The sequence below is a fragment of the Pseudomonas maioricensis genome (assembly GCF_022790535.1).
GTDB classification, from domain to species: domain Bacteria; phylum Pseudomonadota; class Gammaproteobacteria; order Pseudomonadales; family Pseudomonadaceae; genus Aquipseudomonas; species Aquipseudomonas maioricensis.
Window position 1 is genome coordinate 1 of sequence record NZ_LOHG01000024.1, and the last position, 15551, is coordinate 15551.

The 15551-nt window shown below is 57.9% G+C and carries 23 protein-coding genes and 1 pseudogene; 5 read left to right on the forward strand and 19 right to left on the reverse strand.

What is annotated here, in order from left to right; genetic code table 11:
* The 5 genes from AUC61_RS23935 to AUC61_RS23955 all read left to right on the forward strand — a co-directional run.
* On the forward strand, positions 1–233 hold a 233-nt coding region (locus tag AUC61_RS23935; protein ID WP_422765637.1), incomplete at its 5' end, for a hypothetical protein.
* Between the two features lie 102 nt (positions 234–335).
* Positions 336–587 carry a hypothetical protein gene (locus AUC61_RS23940; RefSeq protein ID WP_243248653.1) on the forward strand — a complete coding sequence of 84 codons (252 nt, stop codon included), beginning with the start codon at positions 336–338 and terminating at the stop codon, positions 585–587.
* Between the two features lie 29 nt (positions 588–616).
* Positions 617–1033: a LuxR C-terminal-related transcriptional regulator gene (locus AUC61_RS23945; protein WP_243248654.1), complete on the forward strand. Its 417-nt coding sequence runs from the start codon at positions 617–619 to the stop codon at positions 1031–1033.
* Between the two features lie 117 nt (positions 1034–1150).
* On the forward strand, positions 1151–1792 hold the full coding sequence (locus AUC61_RS23950; protein WP_231667935.1) for a ParA family protein: 642 nt from the start codon (positions 1151–1153) through the stop codon (positions 1790–1792).
* A gap of 37 nt (positions 1793–1829) precedes the next feature.
* A complete protein-coding gene (locus AUC61_RS23955; protein WP_243248655.1) occupies positions 1830–2117 on the forward strand; it encodes a hypothetical protein in 288 nt (95 codons plus the stop codon).
* Between the two features lie 734 nt (positions 2118–2851).
* Here AUC61_RS23955 and AUC61_RS23960 read toward each other — a convergent pair.
* The 19 genes and pseudogenes from AUC61_RS23960 to AUC61_RS24050 all read right to left on the reverse strand — a co-directional run bounded on the left by AUC61_RS23960 (position 2852) and on the right by AUC61_RS24050 (position 15548).
* Positions 2852–3094 (reverse strand): hypothetical protein, encoded by a 243-nt coding sequence (locus AUC61_RS23960; protein WP_243248657.1) that lies wholly within the window; start codon positions 3092–3094, stop codon positions 2852–2854.
* Positions 3087–3341 carry a hypothetical protein gene (locus AUC61_RS23965; protein WP_243248659.1) on the reverse strand — a complete coding sequence of 85 codons (255 nt, stop codon included), beginning with the start codon at positions 3339–3341 and terminating at the stop codon, positions 3087–3089. The genes AUC61_RS23960 and AUC61_RS23965 overlap by 8 nt, the downstream gene beginning before the upstream one ends.
* 463 nt (positions 3342–3804) lie before the next feature.
* Positions 3805–4053: a hypothetical protein gene (locus AUC61_RS23970; RefSeq protein WP_243248662.1), complete on the reverse strand. Its 249-nt coding sequence runs from the start codon at positions 4051–4053 to the stop codon at positions 3805–3807.
* 46 nt (positions 4054–4099) lie between these two features.
* Positions 4100–4330, reverse strand: a complete 231-nt coding sequence (locus AUC61_RS23975) for a hypothetical protein (RefSeq protein ID WP_243248664.1) — start codon at positions 4328–4330, stop codon at positions 4100–4102.
* Between the two features lie 22 nt (positions 4331–4352).
* Positions 4353–4613, reverse strand: a complete 261-nt coding sequence (locus AUC61_RS23980; RefSeq protein ID WP_243248666.1) for a helix-turn-helix domain-containing protein — start codon at positions 4611–4613, stop codon at positions 4353–4355.
* Positions 4614–4649: 36 nt separating this feature from the next.
* Positions 4650–5975 carry a hypothetical protein gene (locus tag AUC61_RS23985; RefSeq protein ID WP_243248667.1) on the reverse strand — a complete coding sequence of 442 codons (1326 nt, stop codon included), beginning with the start codon at positions 5973–5975 and terminating at the stop codon, positions 4650–4652.
* A 44-nt stretch (positions 5976–6019) separates the two neighbouring features.
* Entirely contained in the window at positions 6020–6223 is a 204-nt protein-coding gene (locus AUC61_RS23990; protein ID WP_231667926.1) for a hypothetical protein, read from the reverse strand.
* Between the two features lie 100 nt (positions 6224–6323).
* Entirely contained in the window at positions 6324–6719 is a 396-nt protein-coding gene (locus AUC61_RS23995; RefSeq protein ID WP_243248668.1) for a hypothetical protein, read from the reverse strand.
* A gap of 53 nt (positions 6720–6772) precedes the next feature.
* Positions 6773–7102, reverse strand: coding sequence for a hypothetical protein (locus AUC61_RS24000; RefSeq protein ID WP_243248669.1), 330 nt, complete (start codon positions 7100–7102; stop codon positions 6773–6775).
* Between the two features lie 737 nt (positions 7103–7839).
* On the reverse strand, positions 7840–8724 hold the full coding sequence (locus AUC61_RS24005) for a hypothetical protein (protein WP_243248671.1): 885 nt from the start codon (positions 8722–8724) through the stop codon (positions 7840–7842).
* A 361-nt stretch (positions 8725–9085) separates the two neighbouring features.
* On the reverse strand, positions 9086–9268 hold the full coding sequence (locus tag AUC61_RS24010; protein ID WP_231667922.1) for a hypothetical protein: 183 nt from the start codon (positions 9266–9268) through the stop codon (positions 9086–9088).
* A gap of 229 nt (positions 9269–9497) precedes the next feature.
* Positions 9498–10175 carry a DUF7338 family protein gene (locus AUC61_RS24015; RefSeq protein ID WP_243248672.1) on the reverse strand — a complete coding sequence of 226 codons (678 nt, stop codon included), beginning with the start codon at positions 10173–10175 and terminating at the stop codon, positions 9498–9500.
* A gap of 55 nt (positions 10176–10230) precedes the next feature.
* Positions 10231–10701, reverse strand: coding sequence for a DUF4376 domain-containing protein (locus AUC61_RS24020; protein ID WP_243248674.1), 471 nt, complete (start codon positions 10699–10701; stop codon positions 10231–10233).
* A 1001-nt stretch (positions 10702–11702) separates the two neighbouring features.
* Positions 11703–11909: pseudogene (locus AUC61_RS26790) on the reverse strand (phage tail protein); the annotation flags it as partial.
* Positions 11909–12514: a YmfQ family protein gene (locus AUC61_RS24030; RefSeq protein WP_243248678.1), complete on the reverse strand. Its 606-nt coding sequence runs from the start codon at positions 12512–12514 to the stop codon at positions 11909–11911. The pseudogene AUC61_RS26790 and the gene AUC61_RS24030, both read right to left, overlap by 1 nt.
* On the reverse strand, positions 12505–13545 hold the full coding sequence (locus AUC61_RS24035) for a baseplate J/gp47 family protein (RefSeq protein WP_243248679.1): 1041 nt from the start codon (positions 13543–13545) through the stop codon (positions 12505–12507). Before AUC61_RS24035 ends, AUC61_RS24030 begins: the two co-directional genes overlap by 10 nt.
* Positions 13535–13930, reverse strand: a complete 396-nt coding sequence (locus tag AUC61_RS24040) for a phage GP46 family protein (protein ID WP_422765646.1) — start codon at positions 13928–13930, stop codon at positions 13535–13537. The genes AUC61_RS24035 and AUC61_RS24040 overlap by 11 nt, the downstream gene beginning before the upstream one ends.
* Before the next feature lie 2 nt (positions 13931–13932).
* Complete coding sequence (locus AUC61_RS24045; RefSeq protein ID WP_243248682.1) at positions 13933–14439, reverse strand: phage baseplate assembly protein V; 507 nt, start codon at positions 14437–14439, stop codon at positions 13933–13935.
* On the reverse strand, positions 14439–15548 hold the full coding sequence (locus AUC61_RS24050; protein WP_243248684.1) for a phage baseplate assembly protein: 1110 nt from the start codon (positions 15546–15548) through the stop codon (positions 14439–14441). The genes AUC61_RS24045 and AUC61_RS24050 overlap by 1 nt, the downstream gene beginning before the upstream one ends.
* Between the last annotated feature and the right edge of the window lie 3 nt (positions 15549–15551).

The following is a 15551-nucleotide window of genomic DNA, read 5'->3' on the forward strand; positions in this document are numbered from 1 at the left end:
AAGGTGACGAATTGCTACTGGACGGCGGACAAACTGTAGTGCGCGGCGCTGACCTGTTTGGCATTGTTGTAGCCCAAACAATTTGGGTGCGCTGGATCTGCCCGGAACTCGACGGCACATTTACTTTGAAGGCCGGCGACGCCCAACAATACCCGGACAAAATTCTGTCAAAAGAAGCGCTAGACGAACTCGATATCGTCGGTCGCGTGGTCAGAATATCCCACGACCGATAAAGAATGATGGCAAAAAGCCCTTTTCGAAGGGCTTTTTTATTGCCCGAATTTACACACTACGTGTAACATGCGCCGCAAATCAGGAAAGACAGGCTAAACACCATGCAAGGCAGCGTCGTTACAACTCACTCCCCCCAAACACCAGCCGGCTGCGCAGGCGCTCTGATAATTCAGCAGCGACGCGTGGTGGCATTAAAAGAAGTGTCATCACTGGCCGGCAGCATGCAGAAAATGGCGCTGTACTCGATTGACCAGAATCACGTCACTGTCGACACCATGGAAGAAATGGCCGACCTGCTTGGCTTGCTGCGTCGCCAAGTCGATGCCTTACGTTTAGACCTGTCCAGCCTTTAACCCCCTCCCCTATCGCAAGGAAGCGTTCCATGAATGCTTGTGTCCAGATCCACGGCGACGAAGTGATCGGCTACACCGGCCAGAATTTGACAGATCGCGAGCTGTTCGTTCTGGTCAAAACGGCTGAAGGATTCCCGACACCGGTGATCGCTGAAGAGCTAAGCCTGGACGACGCCGGCATGCGCCAAGTCGAGCGCAACATATTGAGCAAGCTGGGTGCCAAGAACAAAGCGCACATGATCACCCGCGGCTTTACCTTGGGCGTGCTCGTCCCGCAAGCGCTGTGCCTGATGCTCTGCGTCATCGCGGTGCTCGAAGTCGACAACGACTTTAACCGTCAGCGCTCCCAGCGCAGAAGCCGAACCCTTACCGAAACGTCGCGCAGCGTGCGCACCTCCCCAGCCTCAGCCGGCGGCCCGCCTTCTCGGCAAAGTCTCTACGTTTAAATATTTCTTTATTTATTTAAATCTTTAATTCTTTATTTCTTGATCCTCTCACCGGGGCGGCCTATACTCGCCCAGAGTTAACGAATTGAAGAATTAACGAATTAATTGGGGGTTCGCATGGGCAAGCGTATCGGCGTCTTTTCTCAGAAAGGCGGTGTTGGCAAGACGACTATTTGCGAAGCTCTCGGGGTGACATACACCCTAGGCGGCTGGGACGTGCTGTTGGCAGACTTGGATATCGACCAGTCATCAAGCTATGAATGGTTGTTGGATCGCCTGCAAGATTCGAAACTTTCGCCGATCAATGTTCAGGCGTTTGGTACGGCCGCCAGTGCGCTGAAGGCTGCCGATAAATACGACCTCACAATTTTTGATGGGCGTCCTCTAGCCTCCAGCATGACAGTCGAGCTGGCCAAGGAATGCGACTTGATCATCCTGCCAACCGGCATGGCCAAAACCGACATGCGGCCGACTGTGCGGTTAGCCAACACCCTGGTCGACAAACACGGCGTAGACCCGGCGCGTATTGCGCTGGTACTGAACCATGTAGGCAAAAGCGGCAAAGAACTTGTCGAGTGCCGAAACTTTTTAATGCAGACCGACTACACCCTTCTGCCATCACTCTATGAGCAGGACTGCTATCGCCGCGCGCAAGACTCCGGCAAGTCAATTGTAGAAACCCAGTTCACAGGACCGCGCGAACAAGCAGACGGCCTGATAGCTGCGATTGACAGCCTGCTAGCCAAACTGTCTAAATGAATAACGAAATAACGAATTAAAGAATCGGAGCAAAGCAATGGTAGCCATCGTTAAAAAACCAGCCGGCACCGGCAAAGGCGCACCCCCTAAGCGCGGCGAGCCGTCACCAGTCCTCGGCAACGCTACAGAAAAGGCCGACCCTCATAAGCGCGTGTCGCTGAACTTCAAACCGGAAAACCGATTCAAGGAAGCGCTAGACGACTTCGCTCATCAACACAAAACGTCATCAACGCGCATCATGATGACCGCAGTGCTTGAGTTCATGGAGCGCCACGGTACTGACGTTAGCGAACTTAAAGACCTGATCGAACCGCGCGCTAAATAATCGTTCGGTAGAATCGCAAAGCCCCGCACTCGACGGGGCTTTTTTTTGTGGGCAAAAAAAACCCGCTCCAGCCGAGGCCAGAGCGGGCTCCCAGGTCACTGCTATTCCAGCCAGCTTTCCCAGTTGTCGCGGATGAATTCGTAGATGATGTTACCCATCAACCGGATCATCAATCCTTTCAGTGCATTCGGCTTGCGCTTCATACTTAAGGTCTCTGAACGACCTTACCCCCGGCGCTTTTCCGGAACACATGGCAGCCTTCAGAGCACGTCAATGCTTCTTGTGAGGTTCAGTCGGGCTAATGGGCCTCAGGTTTAATCCGCGCGGATTACTAGCCCGCGCCCTTGGTCCGAAATCGTTAGGGCAACCCGACCTTGTTTCACAATCAACGTATGACTGACCACAGTCTAGCCGCGAATGGCCGCCCGGTGCCATCACTAAAACCGGCTAGCCGAAATACGTCCCGTCAGCGCAGATCAACGCACGCCCAACCCTAAGAAACATCGCACTATTCAGCGCGCTAACCGGCAACGATTTAGGCAAGCGATACGGCGCGCTTTTCGGTTTGGTATAACAATTCGCTTGCAATAGTTATTATCTTTTGTGAGTATCGTTTCACGTCAATGCTTCTTGTGAGACGGTAGTAAGGCCACTAACCGGACTACCAACGAAAAAACCGCCCTTACTCAGGCGGTTTTTTTTCGTCTGCGCTTTGCCGACGTTATGCGTAACGCTCACAGCTCCAGCACGTAACCGCGCAACCCCACGCCGTCCGCCCAGCGGGTCAGCGTGTCCAGACTGGCCCAAGTGCGCACCGCTTCGCGCTTGGAGCGAACGGGCAGCCAGCTCGACGCCGGGCCACCCAGTCGCACGGCCAGGTACCAGCCCTTCCCTTCCAGCCTGCTGACCCGCGCTTCGCGCACCACGTTCTGTTCGATCATGGCGCGCAGCGCGTCTTCGTGGATCGCCTCACGCATGGCGCAGCGCTTCGCGGCGGCTCTGCGCGACGGCTTCAAAGCCGATGTATAGCGTTTCGACCTGATCCGTCTTGTAACCGCCGGACGTCTCCAGCCCGAGCACAAACCCTTCGGCCCGCTGCGCGGCCATGTTCACGCCCTGGACGGTTTCAGCCACCTCGATCTGCGCCCGCAGGCGGTCGACCACACTGCGCACACCAGGCGGCAGAATCAACGCATTCAGGCTCACATAGTTGGGATTGGTCATGGAAGATCCTTTTCGAGTGAGTGGCGGTCAGTGCGTAAAATCACTTTGCCGCGAAGTGGTGGCCCACTTTACCGCGAAGTGGAAAACGCGGGCACAAAAAAAGGCCCCCGACCTTGGCGTAAAGGTGGGGGGCTATTTAACGTAACAGGCGTTATTGGAACCGGGTCACTCACACTCGCCCGGCTCCCACTGGATGGGCTGGCCGTCCAGTCCTTCGCACTCATCGATCCGACCGGCCAGCGTGTAATCGGCCCCGGGGTGCTCGTCTTCCGGCACGTAATCCCCCAACCAGTCACGCGGCACGCCGTTGACGTAATAGCAGTCAGGGCACCAGCGCGGACCGCAGACCGCGCAGGGTTCACCGCACTGCTCACAAGTGCCATTGCCATGGGCGGGGTTTTGCGGGAATGGCGGCGTCTGGGTCTACATCGCGGGGTCCTTTCTGTTCGTTATGGGTAACGGGTCAGTCTTGCTCTTCACCGGTCCAGCCCATGATGGCCGCTTGCAGCTCGGCGTCCAGTTGCTCGTAAACCTCACTGTCAATCAGCCCCTCGACGTGCAGCGCGCCCAACCAGCCTTCGGCCAGCATGCCGTTTTCACTCCACAACTGCTGACTGGTGGCCGACGTCACTGCCGCAATGCGCTTGCGCGCCCGCTCCAGGGTAGGCGCATGGTTCTTTTCGCGGCGCAGCGGCTTGCTTTTCGTGGTCATGGTGCGGGGGTTCCTTTCTGTTCAGTTCGTTATTGATACCGGGGCACTACTCAGCGCGCCCGGGCAGGAAAGGCCGTACATTGCCCGGGGCACCCAGTTCGCCGGACGCCTGATCCGCAGCGCTTGGCACACGCTTGAGGTACCCATGCAGTCGCAGCCGGGCCAAGCCGTTCTTGATCCGTGCAGGGGACACTCCCGACTCACGCGCCCATTGATCAACGCTGACCTCAAGGGTCAGTGTGTCCGGCCGGGCAGCGGGTATTTCAGGGGTCGTCATGATAATGAGGGTTTCTTTCTATTCAGTTCGTTACGGGTAACGGCTTCGGCGCAAAGTACGTCGGAGCCAGGCCGAACAGCTCGGACAGGGCGAGTTGCTGCGCCGGACTCGGACGCATCACTTCCATTTCCCAGTTGGCCCAGCGCGATGGCAGCACGTCGACGCGCTCACTCGCCTCCTCGCGGGTCCAGCCCTTTGCCTCGCGGCAGGCGAGAATACGCTGGCCCAGGGGTAGCACGGACTGGCCGCAGGTCGGGCAGTTATGGGCGTGATCATTCGGCATATATGGGGTTCCTTTCTGTTCGTAATTGGCACCGTATCATTCGCCCGGCAACCTCTCCACATCCGTTGACAGCCCCGCACTGCGCAAGCGATCCATCAGAACCCAGCGATCAGCACGCGCCTGGCTTTGCTCGATTGCCCTTTGTTCGCTTTCAGCCTTGAGGTGCTCCAGCTCTTGTTGCGCCGCTTTCAACTGATCGGCTAGGGTCCGAGTCGTGCAGTCGTCGCGCTCCATGGTCTCCGGCGCACTGGTAACGCGGTAGTCCCGAAGCGGCTCAGGGTTCCAGTGCCATTCCTGCTTATAATCAGAAACCCGCTCATCCATCCCCGCAGCACGCAGCCTTCCCTTCAGAACCCTGACTGCGCATACCAGCTCGAAATGCTGCCGGTTCCTCTGGCGCAGCAAGCCCAACGCCGTGACCATTCGCCAATGATCAGTAGGCAGGCGCTCCCAAACAGACAGCAAGGCGGCATCCGTGACCGACAGCGTGGAAAAATCGACGCCATCAGGGGCCTGAACGAACTCCCCCAGCCCAGGCATGCCCGCCCATTGCTCACGGAAACGATCTAACCATAGCCGCTCCGGCTCACTGAGCATTACAGGCTTGAGCTGCTGCTGCTTACGACGCAGGCGTAAGGCCTTCTGCCGCTCAGCATTGCTCATTGGAGCCTTTATGGTTGGATCTTTTGGCACATCGCCGAACATGTTTAGTTGCCCGTCAGGGCGAACACCAGCCAAGGCATCCGCCAGCCAGGCGGGCGGATTCTCACGCCGCGCCTTTCCGTATTCGGCATCAATTGCCACCAGCCCTCCTTCGCGCTCCAGCACATCCTCGACAACCAGACGCAAGGCCTGATCGACGGTTCGCCCTTGATGGTTGGCCGCCGTGAGCACCACATTGCGGTATCCCGTGCTACTGATGAAGGGTTTATCCCAGTCGACCGCATGCAGATCCACCGAACGATGATTGCCCAGCATGTTGGACGTCAGCTTGACGCAGATCCTCACCCCCTCCAGCTCTAGAAGAAACTCTCCGGCCTGCCCCCAGCTTGGCACCTGACCGGCTCGGGCCGCCGCCGCACGTTCCAGCACGTAACCAGCGCTGTCCGGGCCTGCTTTGCAGCCGAAAAACGTGCCGCCATTCAAGGCGTAAACGAGCGCCGGGTAAGCCATTTCAGCCAGCTCCAGCGACGCCATGTCCTCGGCGAGCATGGCGTCGTGATACTGCTCAGCGAAACGACAGGCCAGCTCTGGAAATGTCGCAGGATCAACGTCAGCCAGCGCCGCCACTTGCGCAACAAAAGCCGGGTACGCCTCAAGGGAAAGGTCAAGCGGTGCTTTGGGGGTAGATTTACGCGCCATAACGGCAACTCCTTGCGCAGCCCCGGCAGTACCGGGGCAGACTTTTAAAGACCGATTTCATCCATAAGGGCATCAACCGCGTCGTCACCCTCACGATTCTGGTAGGCCGTCAGCAGCGCGGCGCGTGTCATGTTTTCGGCAGGCGGCAGAAGATCACCACCCAGGAAACGGACGGCCTCAATCAGACGGGAAGTGGGAAGCTGGTCGGCCGCTTGTTGCATCTTGGCCGAGAGTTGAGCGGTGGTCATCGGGTCTGCTCCGGTAGCGGCCTTGGGGGTTCCCGGCCTTGGAGCAGACTTTAAATTTTATTCTTTATTTCGTCAATTCTTTATTTCTTTAATTCGTTAATCATAACCGGGTAGCCTCGGCCAGACCCGCATAGATGGTTAGCAAACGCCACACCGCATAAGGCACCTCACCTTCACCGCCGGCCCACTTTCTGATCTTGCCCTGTGACACTCCCACCAGCATGCCGGCTTTGCTGCCGGACAGTTCCGCAACTCGCAACAACTCGCGGAATTCTTCCACGCTCGGCGCAACCCATCCCGGCGCATACGCGTCGAACAAGCCCGGGCGATCCAGGGCCAGTTCGCGGCGCACTTGGTCGGCCGTCATCTGGCGAGGCGAATCACCGGACACTTCCAAATGCAGAGCATCTAGGCGCAGAGCCATGCGCATCGCTTCCCATAAATCAGGCGCTTCAATTTCCTTACGGGAACCATCACGCAGCAGTAACGCAAACATCCATCAGCCTCCAATGCTAAACCGCCGGCAATGCCGGCGGTCGTTTGATTTCTTTAATTCTTTAATTCGCCATCCCCGTCAGGATCCGGACAAAGCCGAACCTTAACTGACACGCCGGCATTCCAGCATGTCCACCCAGACGGGGAAGCCAGCAAACCCACACGCCCGTAATCCTCACACAAATAATAACCGCGCGACTCCAGCCAGATACCAATATCGATCAATTGCGCACGATCAATCTCTGGCCGCTTGCGAAACTCTGGTACTGCCAGCACCAGACAATCGCGCTGCGATCCTCCAGCAATGCGTGCATTGATTTGCATTTCATAGCGTTTGAAAAAAGCCGCCTTTAAAGCGACCACGTGCGGTGCTTGCTTGGTCATCGGTTCAATCCCGGATAACGGCCTTGGCGTAATGCCCGGCCTTGGGTCGAACTCTATTGATTATTCTTTAATTCGTCAATTCTTTATTTCTTTATCAAGCATCAAAGCTATGAACCTCCGAAAGCTCGCCGGCGGACGCACAGCCAGCGCAAGCCCGATGGCGCGGCATCGCCCTGCCATTCGATGGAATAGCGTCAGGGGGCACACAGCAGGCCCGCAGAATGACAAAGGAGCGAAGGCCCACCCCTTGCACTGTTCGCTGGAGCGCTTGCGCGACGACATGGCCAACGGCCGGCGCGTGAAGAAGCGAAGGGCCGTCGCGCTGTTCTTGAGTCGGGAGAGTTGATTAGACGGGCCGCAGCGACTGTAAGGCGCCTCACTGACGGAACGGCGGCGGTGTTGTTGGCGGGCTGTGCTCTTGCCCCGCGCCTAGAGGCGCGAAGTGGGCAGGCATTCTTATTACGGTATCTGGTCATGTGAAAGTGGCACGGTTTGTGAGCTTTTAAAGGCTCTTTCTTTGTCCTTCGGTACCACTACACACAAAAACTTGCAGCTTTAAAAATCAGACGCATGATCGCCGGCCGCGCCGACGATTTTTTCGGCGCGCCCGGCGCAAATTGGTCGGCGTTTTGAAGGCTGTACGGGGGATTTGAGGCGCGATCACGGCCGGGTAAGCCGTTGGCCAAGGTGCAGGCAGGCGAAAGCGCCGCCGGGTGGCGGTGCGCTTGAGAGGCGGGCTAAATCAGATGGGGGTATCGCTGGCCAAATATCTTGGAGCGCTTAGAGAACGGAAGGTCTTTTATGCCAGGCTCAGCCATGAAGGCCGTCCAAGCGATTACCCGGGCGCGCTCACGCTCGACGCGCTGCTCTTCTTGCGCTGCTGCCTGCTGCTCTCTGGCGGCGCGCTGGGCATTATTGTGGCTGGTACGGCGCATTTGCTTGTCAGCCGCTTCCTGTAGCCGGTCAGTGGCTTGCTTCTGGCCGAGGTTAGTCAGCAACTGTTCGCGCTTGGCGCGCTTGTTGGTGCGCGCCTCGGCCAGCATATGACCCAACCCGAGGTCGATAAAGAAGCGTGGCCGAATGTTGATGGTGACGCGTGTGATCCAGTAGCGGCCGTTGTGGAAGATCCGGCGCATCTTGCGGCGCACATAGCCGGAAGCTTCCAGGGCACAAAACAGGCGTGACACCGTCCACTCTTGCAGGGTCGTGTCTTCAGCCAACCCACGCTGACGATTCAAGCGGAACTCCCCAGTGTCCTTGTCGATGTAACCCAGCACCAGGGTGGCGATGTCCATTCGCGCCAGTACCGGCTCGATGATTTCCGCCAGAGAGTTCCAACGCATTTGATGGGTGCGGTAGCCACTGGACTGGAAGCAGTCGAACGGGCGCAGCCATTTACATTGCCGGTTCTGCGCCTCTTCGCGCACGCGATCGGCAGCGGTGCCGAGGAACGTGTCGCGCTGGGCTTGGGTCAGGCTGCGCGGACGGCGCTTGTGTTCGGAACGGTCGACGCGCTTTAGGCGCTTGGGCGGGGTTTTGGTGGGGACTTCTTTAAGGCCCGCATAAGCGGCGCCGTTCGGCGAACCCGGGAAGGGCAGGATGGTGGCCTTGGCGCGCTTCACAGCAGGCACCAAACGGCAGCAGACAGCATCACTTCAGCACGCTGGGCGCCGAACTGTTGTAGAAAAACTATACGCCCCCGTACTGACTCGGGGCGGCCTTCTGTCGAGGCTTCGCCGATCATTCAAAACTTCCCTAAACGCTAGGGCTTGCTTATGCGGTGATCAGCTAATAGACTTCTACCTGCCCGGCGAGAAGCCTTTTTGTGCTGATCTCCAGAAACCCCCGTACCCGCCAAGGTCGGGGGTTTTCTTTTTTAAGCCTGCCTAAAAATTTCTAGTTCTTCTTAACTACTCTGCCCGTTCGGGCTGACGGCGCTCAGGATAACGCGCCCGTCTTTTGTCGTCCACAGTTAGTGTAAATTTACACATTCTTCAGCGAAACAAGGGCCTGCCGCAACGTCTCCAGTTGCAGCGCTTCCCCCGGGTGCGCCTGATCGTCGTTGGCTTTTTGAATGCATAGCCACGCAACGTACTGATTAATCGCGTCGATAGTAGACGCTTGGTCACTTTTGATCAAAGGGTTTGCAGAGGGTGTAGTCGACATCGGGGGGTTCCTTCCTACAGCAGTCGTTCGTGTTCGGCGATTCTAATAGGATCACCCAATACTGGATATATAAACAGTGGTGGCAGCATGGCGGCAATGCCGCCGCACTGTACCTCACCGACAAAAAGCCGGCACCGCCGGTTGTCTGATAACCCCGTCGATGCTTGGCCCCTATGGTTATAACGGCCCGATTCAGATTATCCCCGCGGCCCCTGCAATTCTTTTGCCGCTAGCTGATGTCCTTCCACGGGTTTAACTTAAACGTCATCCCCTTGGCCGCCTCGGCGGCGTTGCCGGCATGATCCGGGCGGATCTTGAAGCCCAGTCGAATCACCAACGCGCGGGTCGCTGTCAGTTCCTTGACGTAATACAGGCCATACCAGCGCGCCCAACCAGTCAGGCGACGTGCAGTGACAAACTGAAAGCCGCCCGCGCCGGGCTTGTCTTCCACCAAGGACCTGCCCAGACACTCGATCAGACATTCACCTACCGGACAGCTAAACAGCGGCAGCAAGCGCATGTTGTTGACCGGGTTGCGTACCGCGGCCCACCACCAGCGCGCCAGCCAGCCCGTTACGGATAACGGCGGCACAGCAATGCGCAGCCGGCGCAACAGAGGCAGCAAGCCGAACAGCACCAGGGCATCACAGTTCTCGGACCACCAGTTGCGCTTATCACCGTCCAGCCCGTCGAAGTCATTACCGAACAGCCAGGCCCAGCGGGGCACGTTGAAGATAGGCCGGCCATCACTCAGCGACACGCCCGGTACCGGCCAGCAAACCGCCAGCGCAACCACGGGGAGGCCCACCACAATGGGCACCAGGCGCAGGGCCAACAAGACCAGCCATTGAACCAAGGCAATAACCAACGCGCACAGCCAGGCCGCGCCATTGAAGACGATTTTCATAAGAGGTATTCCAGAAGTTAAGGCAGAAAAGAAAACGCCCCGTCAGTGCGGGGCGTTATGGGTTGTCAGAGTTTTCTAAGCCTGACCCCGACAAAGGCCAGCCAATTGAAAGCATTTCCCGAGTGAATCCCCCCGATGAAAGGGCTTCCAGCAGGTCACGCTCCCGGCTGTAACAAGCCTGAACATAGTCATCAACCCCGTCAGCGAGCGAAATGATCGATGGTGCATCCAAGGTCGCGAAGCTGCCATCGGCGAGCTTCCAATCTACAACGTAATCAGGTGTACGCTGTGCTCGCAGAGAGGCAGCTGAAAGCTTGCTTTGCGTCTCCCGGTCAGTCATAACCGCGAAACCATTAACAATGGCCCCTGAAATCTCACGCTGAAAGCGCTCTTGAGCAATAAGTTGTTCTGGACTTGCTACGATAATATCCGGTTGCCTTTCAGAAAAGGCTTCACCTTCTAGCAAATCTTCGGCACTACCAATAGCTCGAAAGTTAGTTCCATCATGACGAACAGCCCAACTCATAAATCTTCCTCCCAGCCCAGGCATGACAAAACATAAGACGCGTTAGCCGCGAAATAAACATTGCTGCTTTCCAGCAATAGATGAAACGGCGGCTGCTGACCCGGTGTTGCAATATCAATACCGAGCGGTGGATTTGTTGCGCTACCATCTATACCGAAGTTGTTAGATGGGCACAACAAGACAGTTATTGCTGATGACAGTGTTGACGTATTCATGACAATCAAACTAGCGCTAGGTGGCACCACACCTGTTGTACTAACGGCAACCAGCGCTCCAGCAGCAGATACGTTACCAATGGTTGACCCTGATGACATAACAGGCCAAGCCACTGTGTTCCCGCCGGGCTTAGGCGTATATCGAACACGACTTCCAGCCTTGATAATCGCAAGCGGGTACTTATTCGCTGTAGCATCAGTTCTTATAGTGCCTACTCTCAGCCTATGCGTGTAACCAACAGGCATAAGAGGGGCAGTGCTGCTCAGGGAAAGAATGGCTCCAAGGTTTTCACCGTTCCAGATCAACCAAACGTTATACCAGGTCGACGCAGCAACCACTCCCGTATCAATACCTCCCAGCCCCGCCGCCGATACCGAGGCGCTTGCCGCGACACCACTCACCACCGCGATGCCTCCTGTCGAATTCAATAGTGCGACTTGAGCCGCAGTAATAGAAACGAAAGCCGAAGCGCCAGTAGTGGTAAGCAACAATCTTGAGGCCGCCGGCACTCCAGATAGAGGCTTAGCGGCTAGCGTACGTGCGGTCACGAAAGATTTGTGGTCCTGCCCTGCATCCACAACTTCTTGCGACGCAATTTTAGCCCAGCCGAAAGCGCTTTCAGTTGCTTGCGTGACAACCTTAGCAATCGCCTTAAACACGCCCCAAGACGAAACCGACTTTACTTTATCAGTACCTGACTCTACATCTTCAAGAGCAGCAATCTTATTAACCCCTGCGATAGTTTCCGTAGATTGCTTAGGTGCCTCTGGGATTGCTCTGCTGATTAAAGCATTAACGGCCCTTTCCAACTGTGAATGATCTGATTCCAGCGGGGTAATTCCTGCCGCATCTATAACGCTGAGAATTTCCTCAGTAACGGAGTTTCCCCAATCCGCCGGAATCAACGAACCGATCTGACCCGTTGAAGGGTTTTCATCGACAAACTTGCCGTCTACCAGACCGACATTCGGAACACTCTTTGGAAAATCCATTACACACCTACCCCATAATTAATAAATTCAAGTGCGTGTGCCGGCGCAGCCCTGGCAATCACGCACTCCAGCGCGCCACTAGGATTAACGCCGAATCGTTCGCCCCAGTAACTCGCAGCAAAGCGACGGCCTAACCGGCGGCGCGGCCCGGTGTTCAGCGTCCACATGAATTGCGCTGACCACGTACCAAAGTGGGCCTTACCAAAACGCGACCGGCCAAAGCGCGGCGCTCGATGCTCGGCAATGCTCGCCTCGGGGTAACCCTGAGTAATCGCCAACTGGATGAAGAACGCGCGGCTTTGCCCGCCAACTTCGGTCAGACGTCGACGCACCGCTAATTGACGATCTTCAAAGGCTGGGTTTTCTCCCAGACACGGGTCGGGCAAGTCCATCACCTGCTCCCAGTCGGGTACCAGCTCACGCACCGTGCCGGGGAACATTTCTGCATACAGGTCCGACAGGCGCAGATCCTCGCGGGCCAACTCTTCGGCGGCGCCTTTCAGAACGTCACGCAGTTCAGGCAACAACTCGACATCCCAAGCCGGCCCCGGCGGCAGTAGCGCCACCAGTTGCGCGTAGTAGTCGTTCGCGGCTCTTATCTCCATACGATGCCCCCGAAGGTCGGGAACTCGTTGGCCGCCGGCACCACATCGCCCAGAGGCGCAAATAGTTGGTGATCTTTTTCGCCCGTGGCGCCGCTGATCGCTTCGCGGATATGCGTTACCAGTAACGTCATCCCGAGATCCGATTCGCGGTTATGCAGATCAACCAGTGCCGCTTCGACGGCGGCACGCGTAGCGCTGCTGTCCGGCACTAGGCGGATTTCGTAGGGCACCAGCTTTTCCGCCGGCGCCAAAACGTAAAGCTCCGCAGTGACGGGCCGTTCAATCTCAATGTAGGCATACGCTTGGGCCAGCGCTTCCGTCGAAGGGATCGGATCGATATCGCCATCACGCACGATAAACACCGCCACCGTTCCGGGTCCCATCCAGTGCCGGCGCACCCAGGCGCGAGTCACCCCAGGCACTTCCAGTGCCCAGGTTTCGTAATCAGATTTACTGCCGCCATGGGGCACCACTCGATAGGATCGGATCACACGGGCGCGCAGCGCCTCTAAACCCTCCTGCTCGGTACCGCCCGCTAAGCCTGGCTCAAGCACAGTCAAGGTGTCCGAGACGCCAAGAACAGGCGACACGGTGCGCAGCGTCATACCGGCCGGCGTGTTCCCAAGCTGCCCCGGCGTCACAGCTTCAACCGTGGCCACGCCACTGGCGCCCGTCAGCGTTACGGATAACGTCACGCGAAAGCGCTGGCCATCTTCGCGCTGCAGCAACGTGCCAGCATCGAGCAAGCGCCCAGCGGAACCGGTGAATGCCACCGGACCTTGAGCCGCCACGGCTGGCAACTGGTCACGCTTGAGCCGCGCGCGGGCCATGCGGCGTAACGTCTCTTCATCCGCAGTGTCAGGCAGGATCTGCTGCGCGATGTAAGCCTGATGCCCATAACGGCCATAGGCGCCGGCACCCAGCACCCGGGCCAACACCTCGGCGTCAGAGCGCAACAGCGCGCTAGAGCCTGATAGATCACCTTGGGCGCGGGCAATCAATGCCGGCAGCGTCGGAGTATCAAACGGCATGGATCACCTGCCATAAGTCGTCTAGGAACAGTTCAAGGGTCGCGCCATCCCGAAAGGTCAGGACCACGCGCATGTTGAGGCGGTCGGTGGTGCGGTCGGTGGTTATCGCTACAGCCGTCACGCGGCCGTCATCGAGCATCCATTGCAAGGCCTCACGGGCGTAGGACTGGGCGTCGCGCTCGACTTGCGCCGTCAGCGTGCGCCGGCGCAACAGGTACAGGCGCGAACCGATTTGATCGCTGGTCACGCTGGGGTAACTGTCACCCCACCAGCCATAACGCTCCGTATCATCGAGCGGGTCATCGGCCGCAGCTCGACGCCAGGTCAACAGACTGACCACGGCCGCGCGCCGCCAGACGCTTTCGGTCAGGTCTTCATTGATCAGGGTCATGACGACGCCACCGGCGGGCCGCTCATGTTTTGGCCCTGCTGTACCTTGTCGTGTACATGCTGGATCTGACTGACCCCGCCGGCCACTTGGTCGCCTGCCGACTCAATCCGGCCCGTGGCACGGATAACTGGCGTATCGAAGTCGACCCCTTCAGACGCCTTGACCTTGAGTGTCACCGTCTCGATTTCGATCACCCGACCCCGCTTAAAGTGGATCTTGTCGCCTTCGTCGGTGTAGATCGCCACCTCGCCAGACTTCAGGCTTTGCAGGCGAAAGCGCCGGTCACTGGCGCAGATGATCACCCCGTGGGAACGATCACCGCCAAAGAAGGCCGCCAGCACTTCGGCGCCGGCTTGCGGGTTGGAGGTGAAGCCATAGGCTTCGAAATGCTCCATGCCATCCTTGACCTCGTTAGCCAGCAACTTGACTTGCATTCCTTGCATTTTGGCCGCCGAGTTCACCAGCGCCAACGTGCCACGGGCCAGCAGATTTTTAAGGCTCATCAGTCCGGTTTCCAGTCAGCAGGTATCAGGTATTCGAAGTTGTCCGACTTCCCGCCTTTTTTCAGTTTGCGGGCTTTGTGCGGATCTTTTGGCTCTGGCAAGAAGGCCTCCAGCGGCCCGACGGTGATATTCGAAATCGTGCCGCCGTCGTCGAGGGTGTATTCGATTTCACTGATCAGCATGTCGCGATCCAGACCCAGCAGCGAGTCGACCACCCGAACCACGGTGTTGACCTTCCACAGCGCGCCGTTCGACTGGCGCCAGCCTTGCACGCTGTATTTCACCATCAGGGCTTTGCCTATCCGGTTGCCGCGCTCCCAATTGGCCCGGGCGTCGGCCAGCTCGGTGGTCATCTGGCCGCTTTCATGGATCAACAACACCCGCTTGCGCGGTGATCGCGGGTCGGTAACTACGGCCTGCACCTCGGCAGCGTCCTCGCCTTCTTCATCGTCCTTGCGCTTGCGCTGCCCGACCACCCGATATTCCGAGAACACCCCGGAAAAATCGGCCCCCATAGAGCCTTTGAGAATGTTCTCCCCCAGCTCCAGTCGGTCGAATGTTCGGCCGCCGCTGCCGGGTTCGATGATCACCAAACGCCCGCGCTCGTCGTCCGTGGACAGCAGGCGCGATAACGTCAGCAGGCGGTCAATGGACTCGAATACCGTCTCGCCCGGCTCAATGGTGTGATCCGAGATCTGCGACGTCTCGGCCACCTGACTGACCACCTGAATGCCGTAAGGCTCGGCCAGCGCCTGGACGATGGCTTGCATGCTCTGCCCGCTCCACTGGCCGGGTTTGTTGATAGCGGCACTGTCGACCAGATCCGCCGGACGCGAACGACCACCTATACCGCGGGTGATTTGATTCGCGTCGTAACTGAGCGGGGTGGCAAACACATACCCGGTCAACACCAGGTCAGGGCCGATACGGACCTCGGCGCGCGAGCCTTGGCGCACCGGAATATCCTCGTTCTGTCCGGACCATTGCCATGTGATGTCTAGATTGAAGTCGCGACACTGGCGCTCGATGCCGGCGCTGATGCTGACTTTCTTCCAGCCGCCATAATCCATGCCGTTGACGCTCAGCGTCACAGCGTTTACGTCGTTCATGGG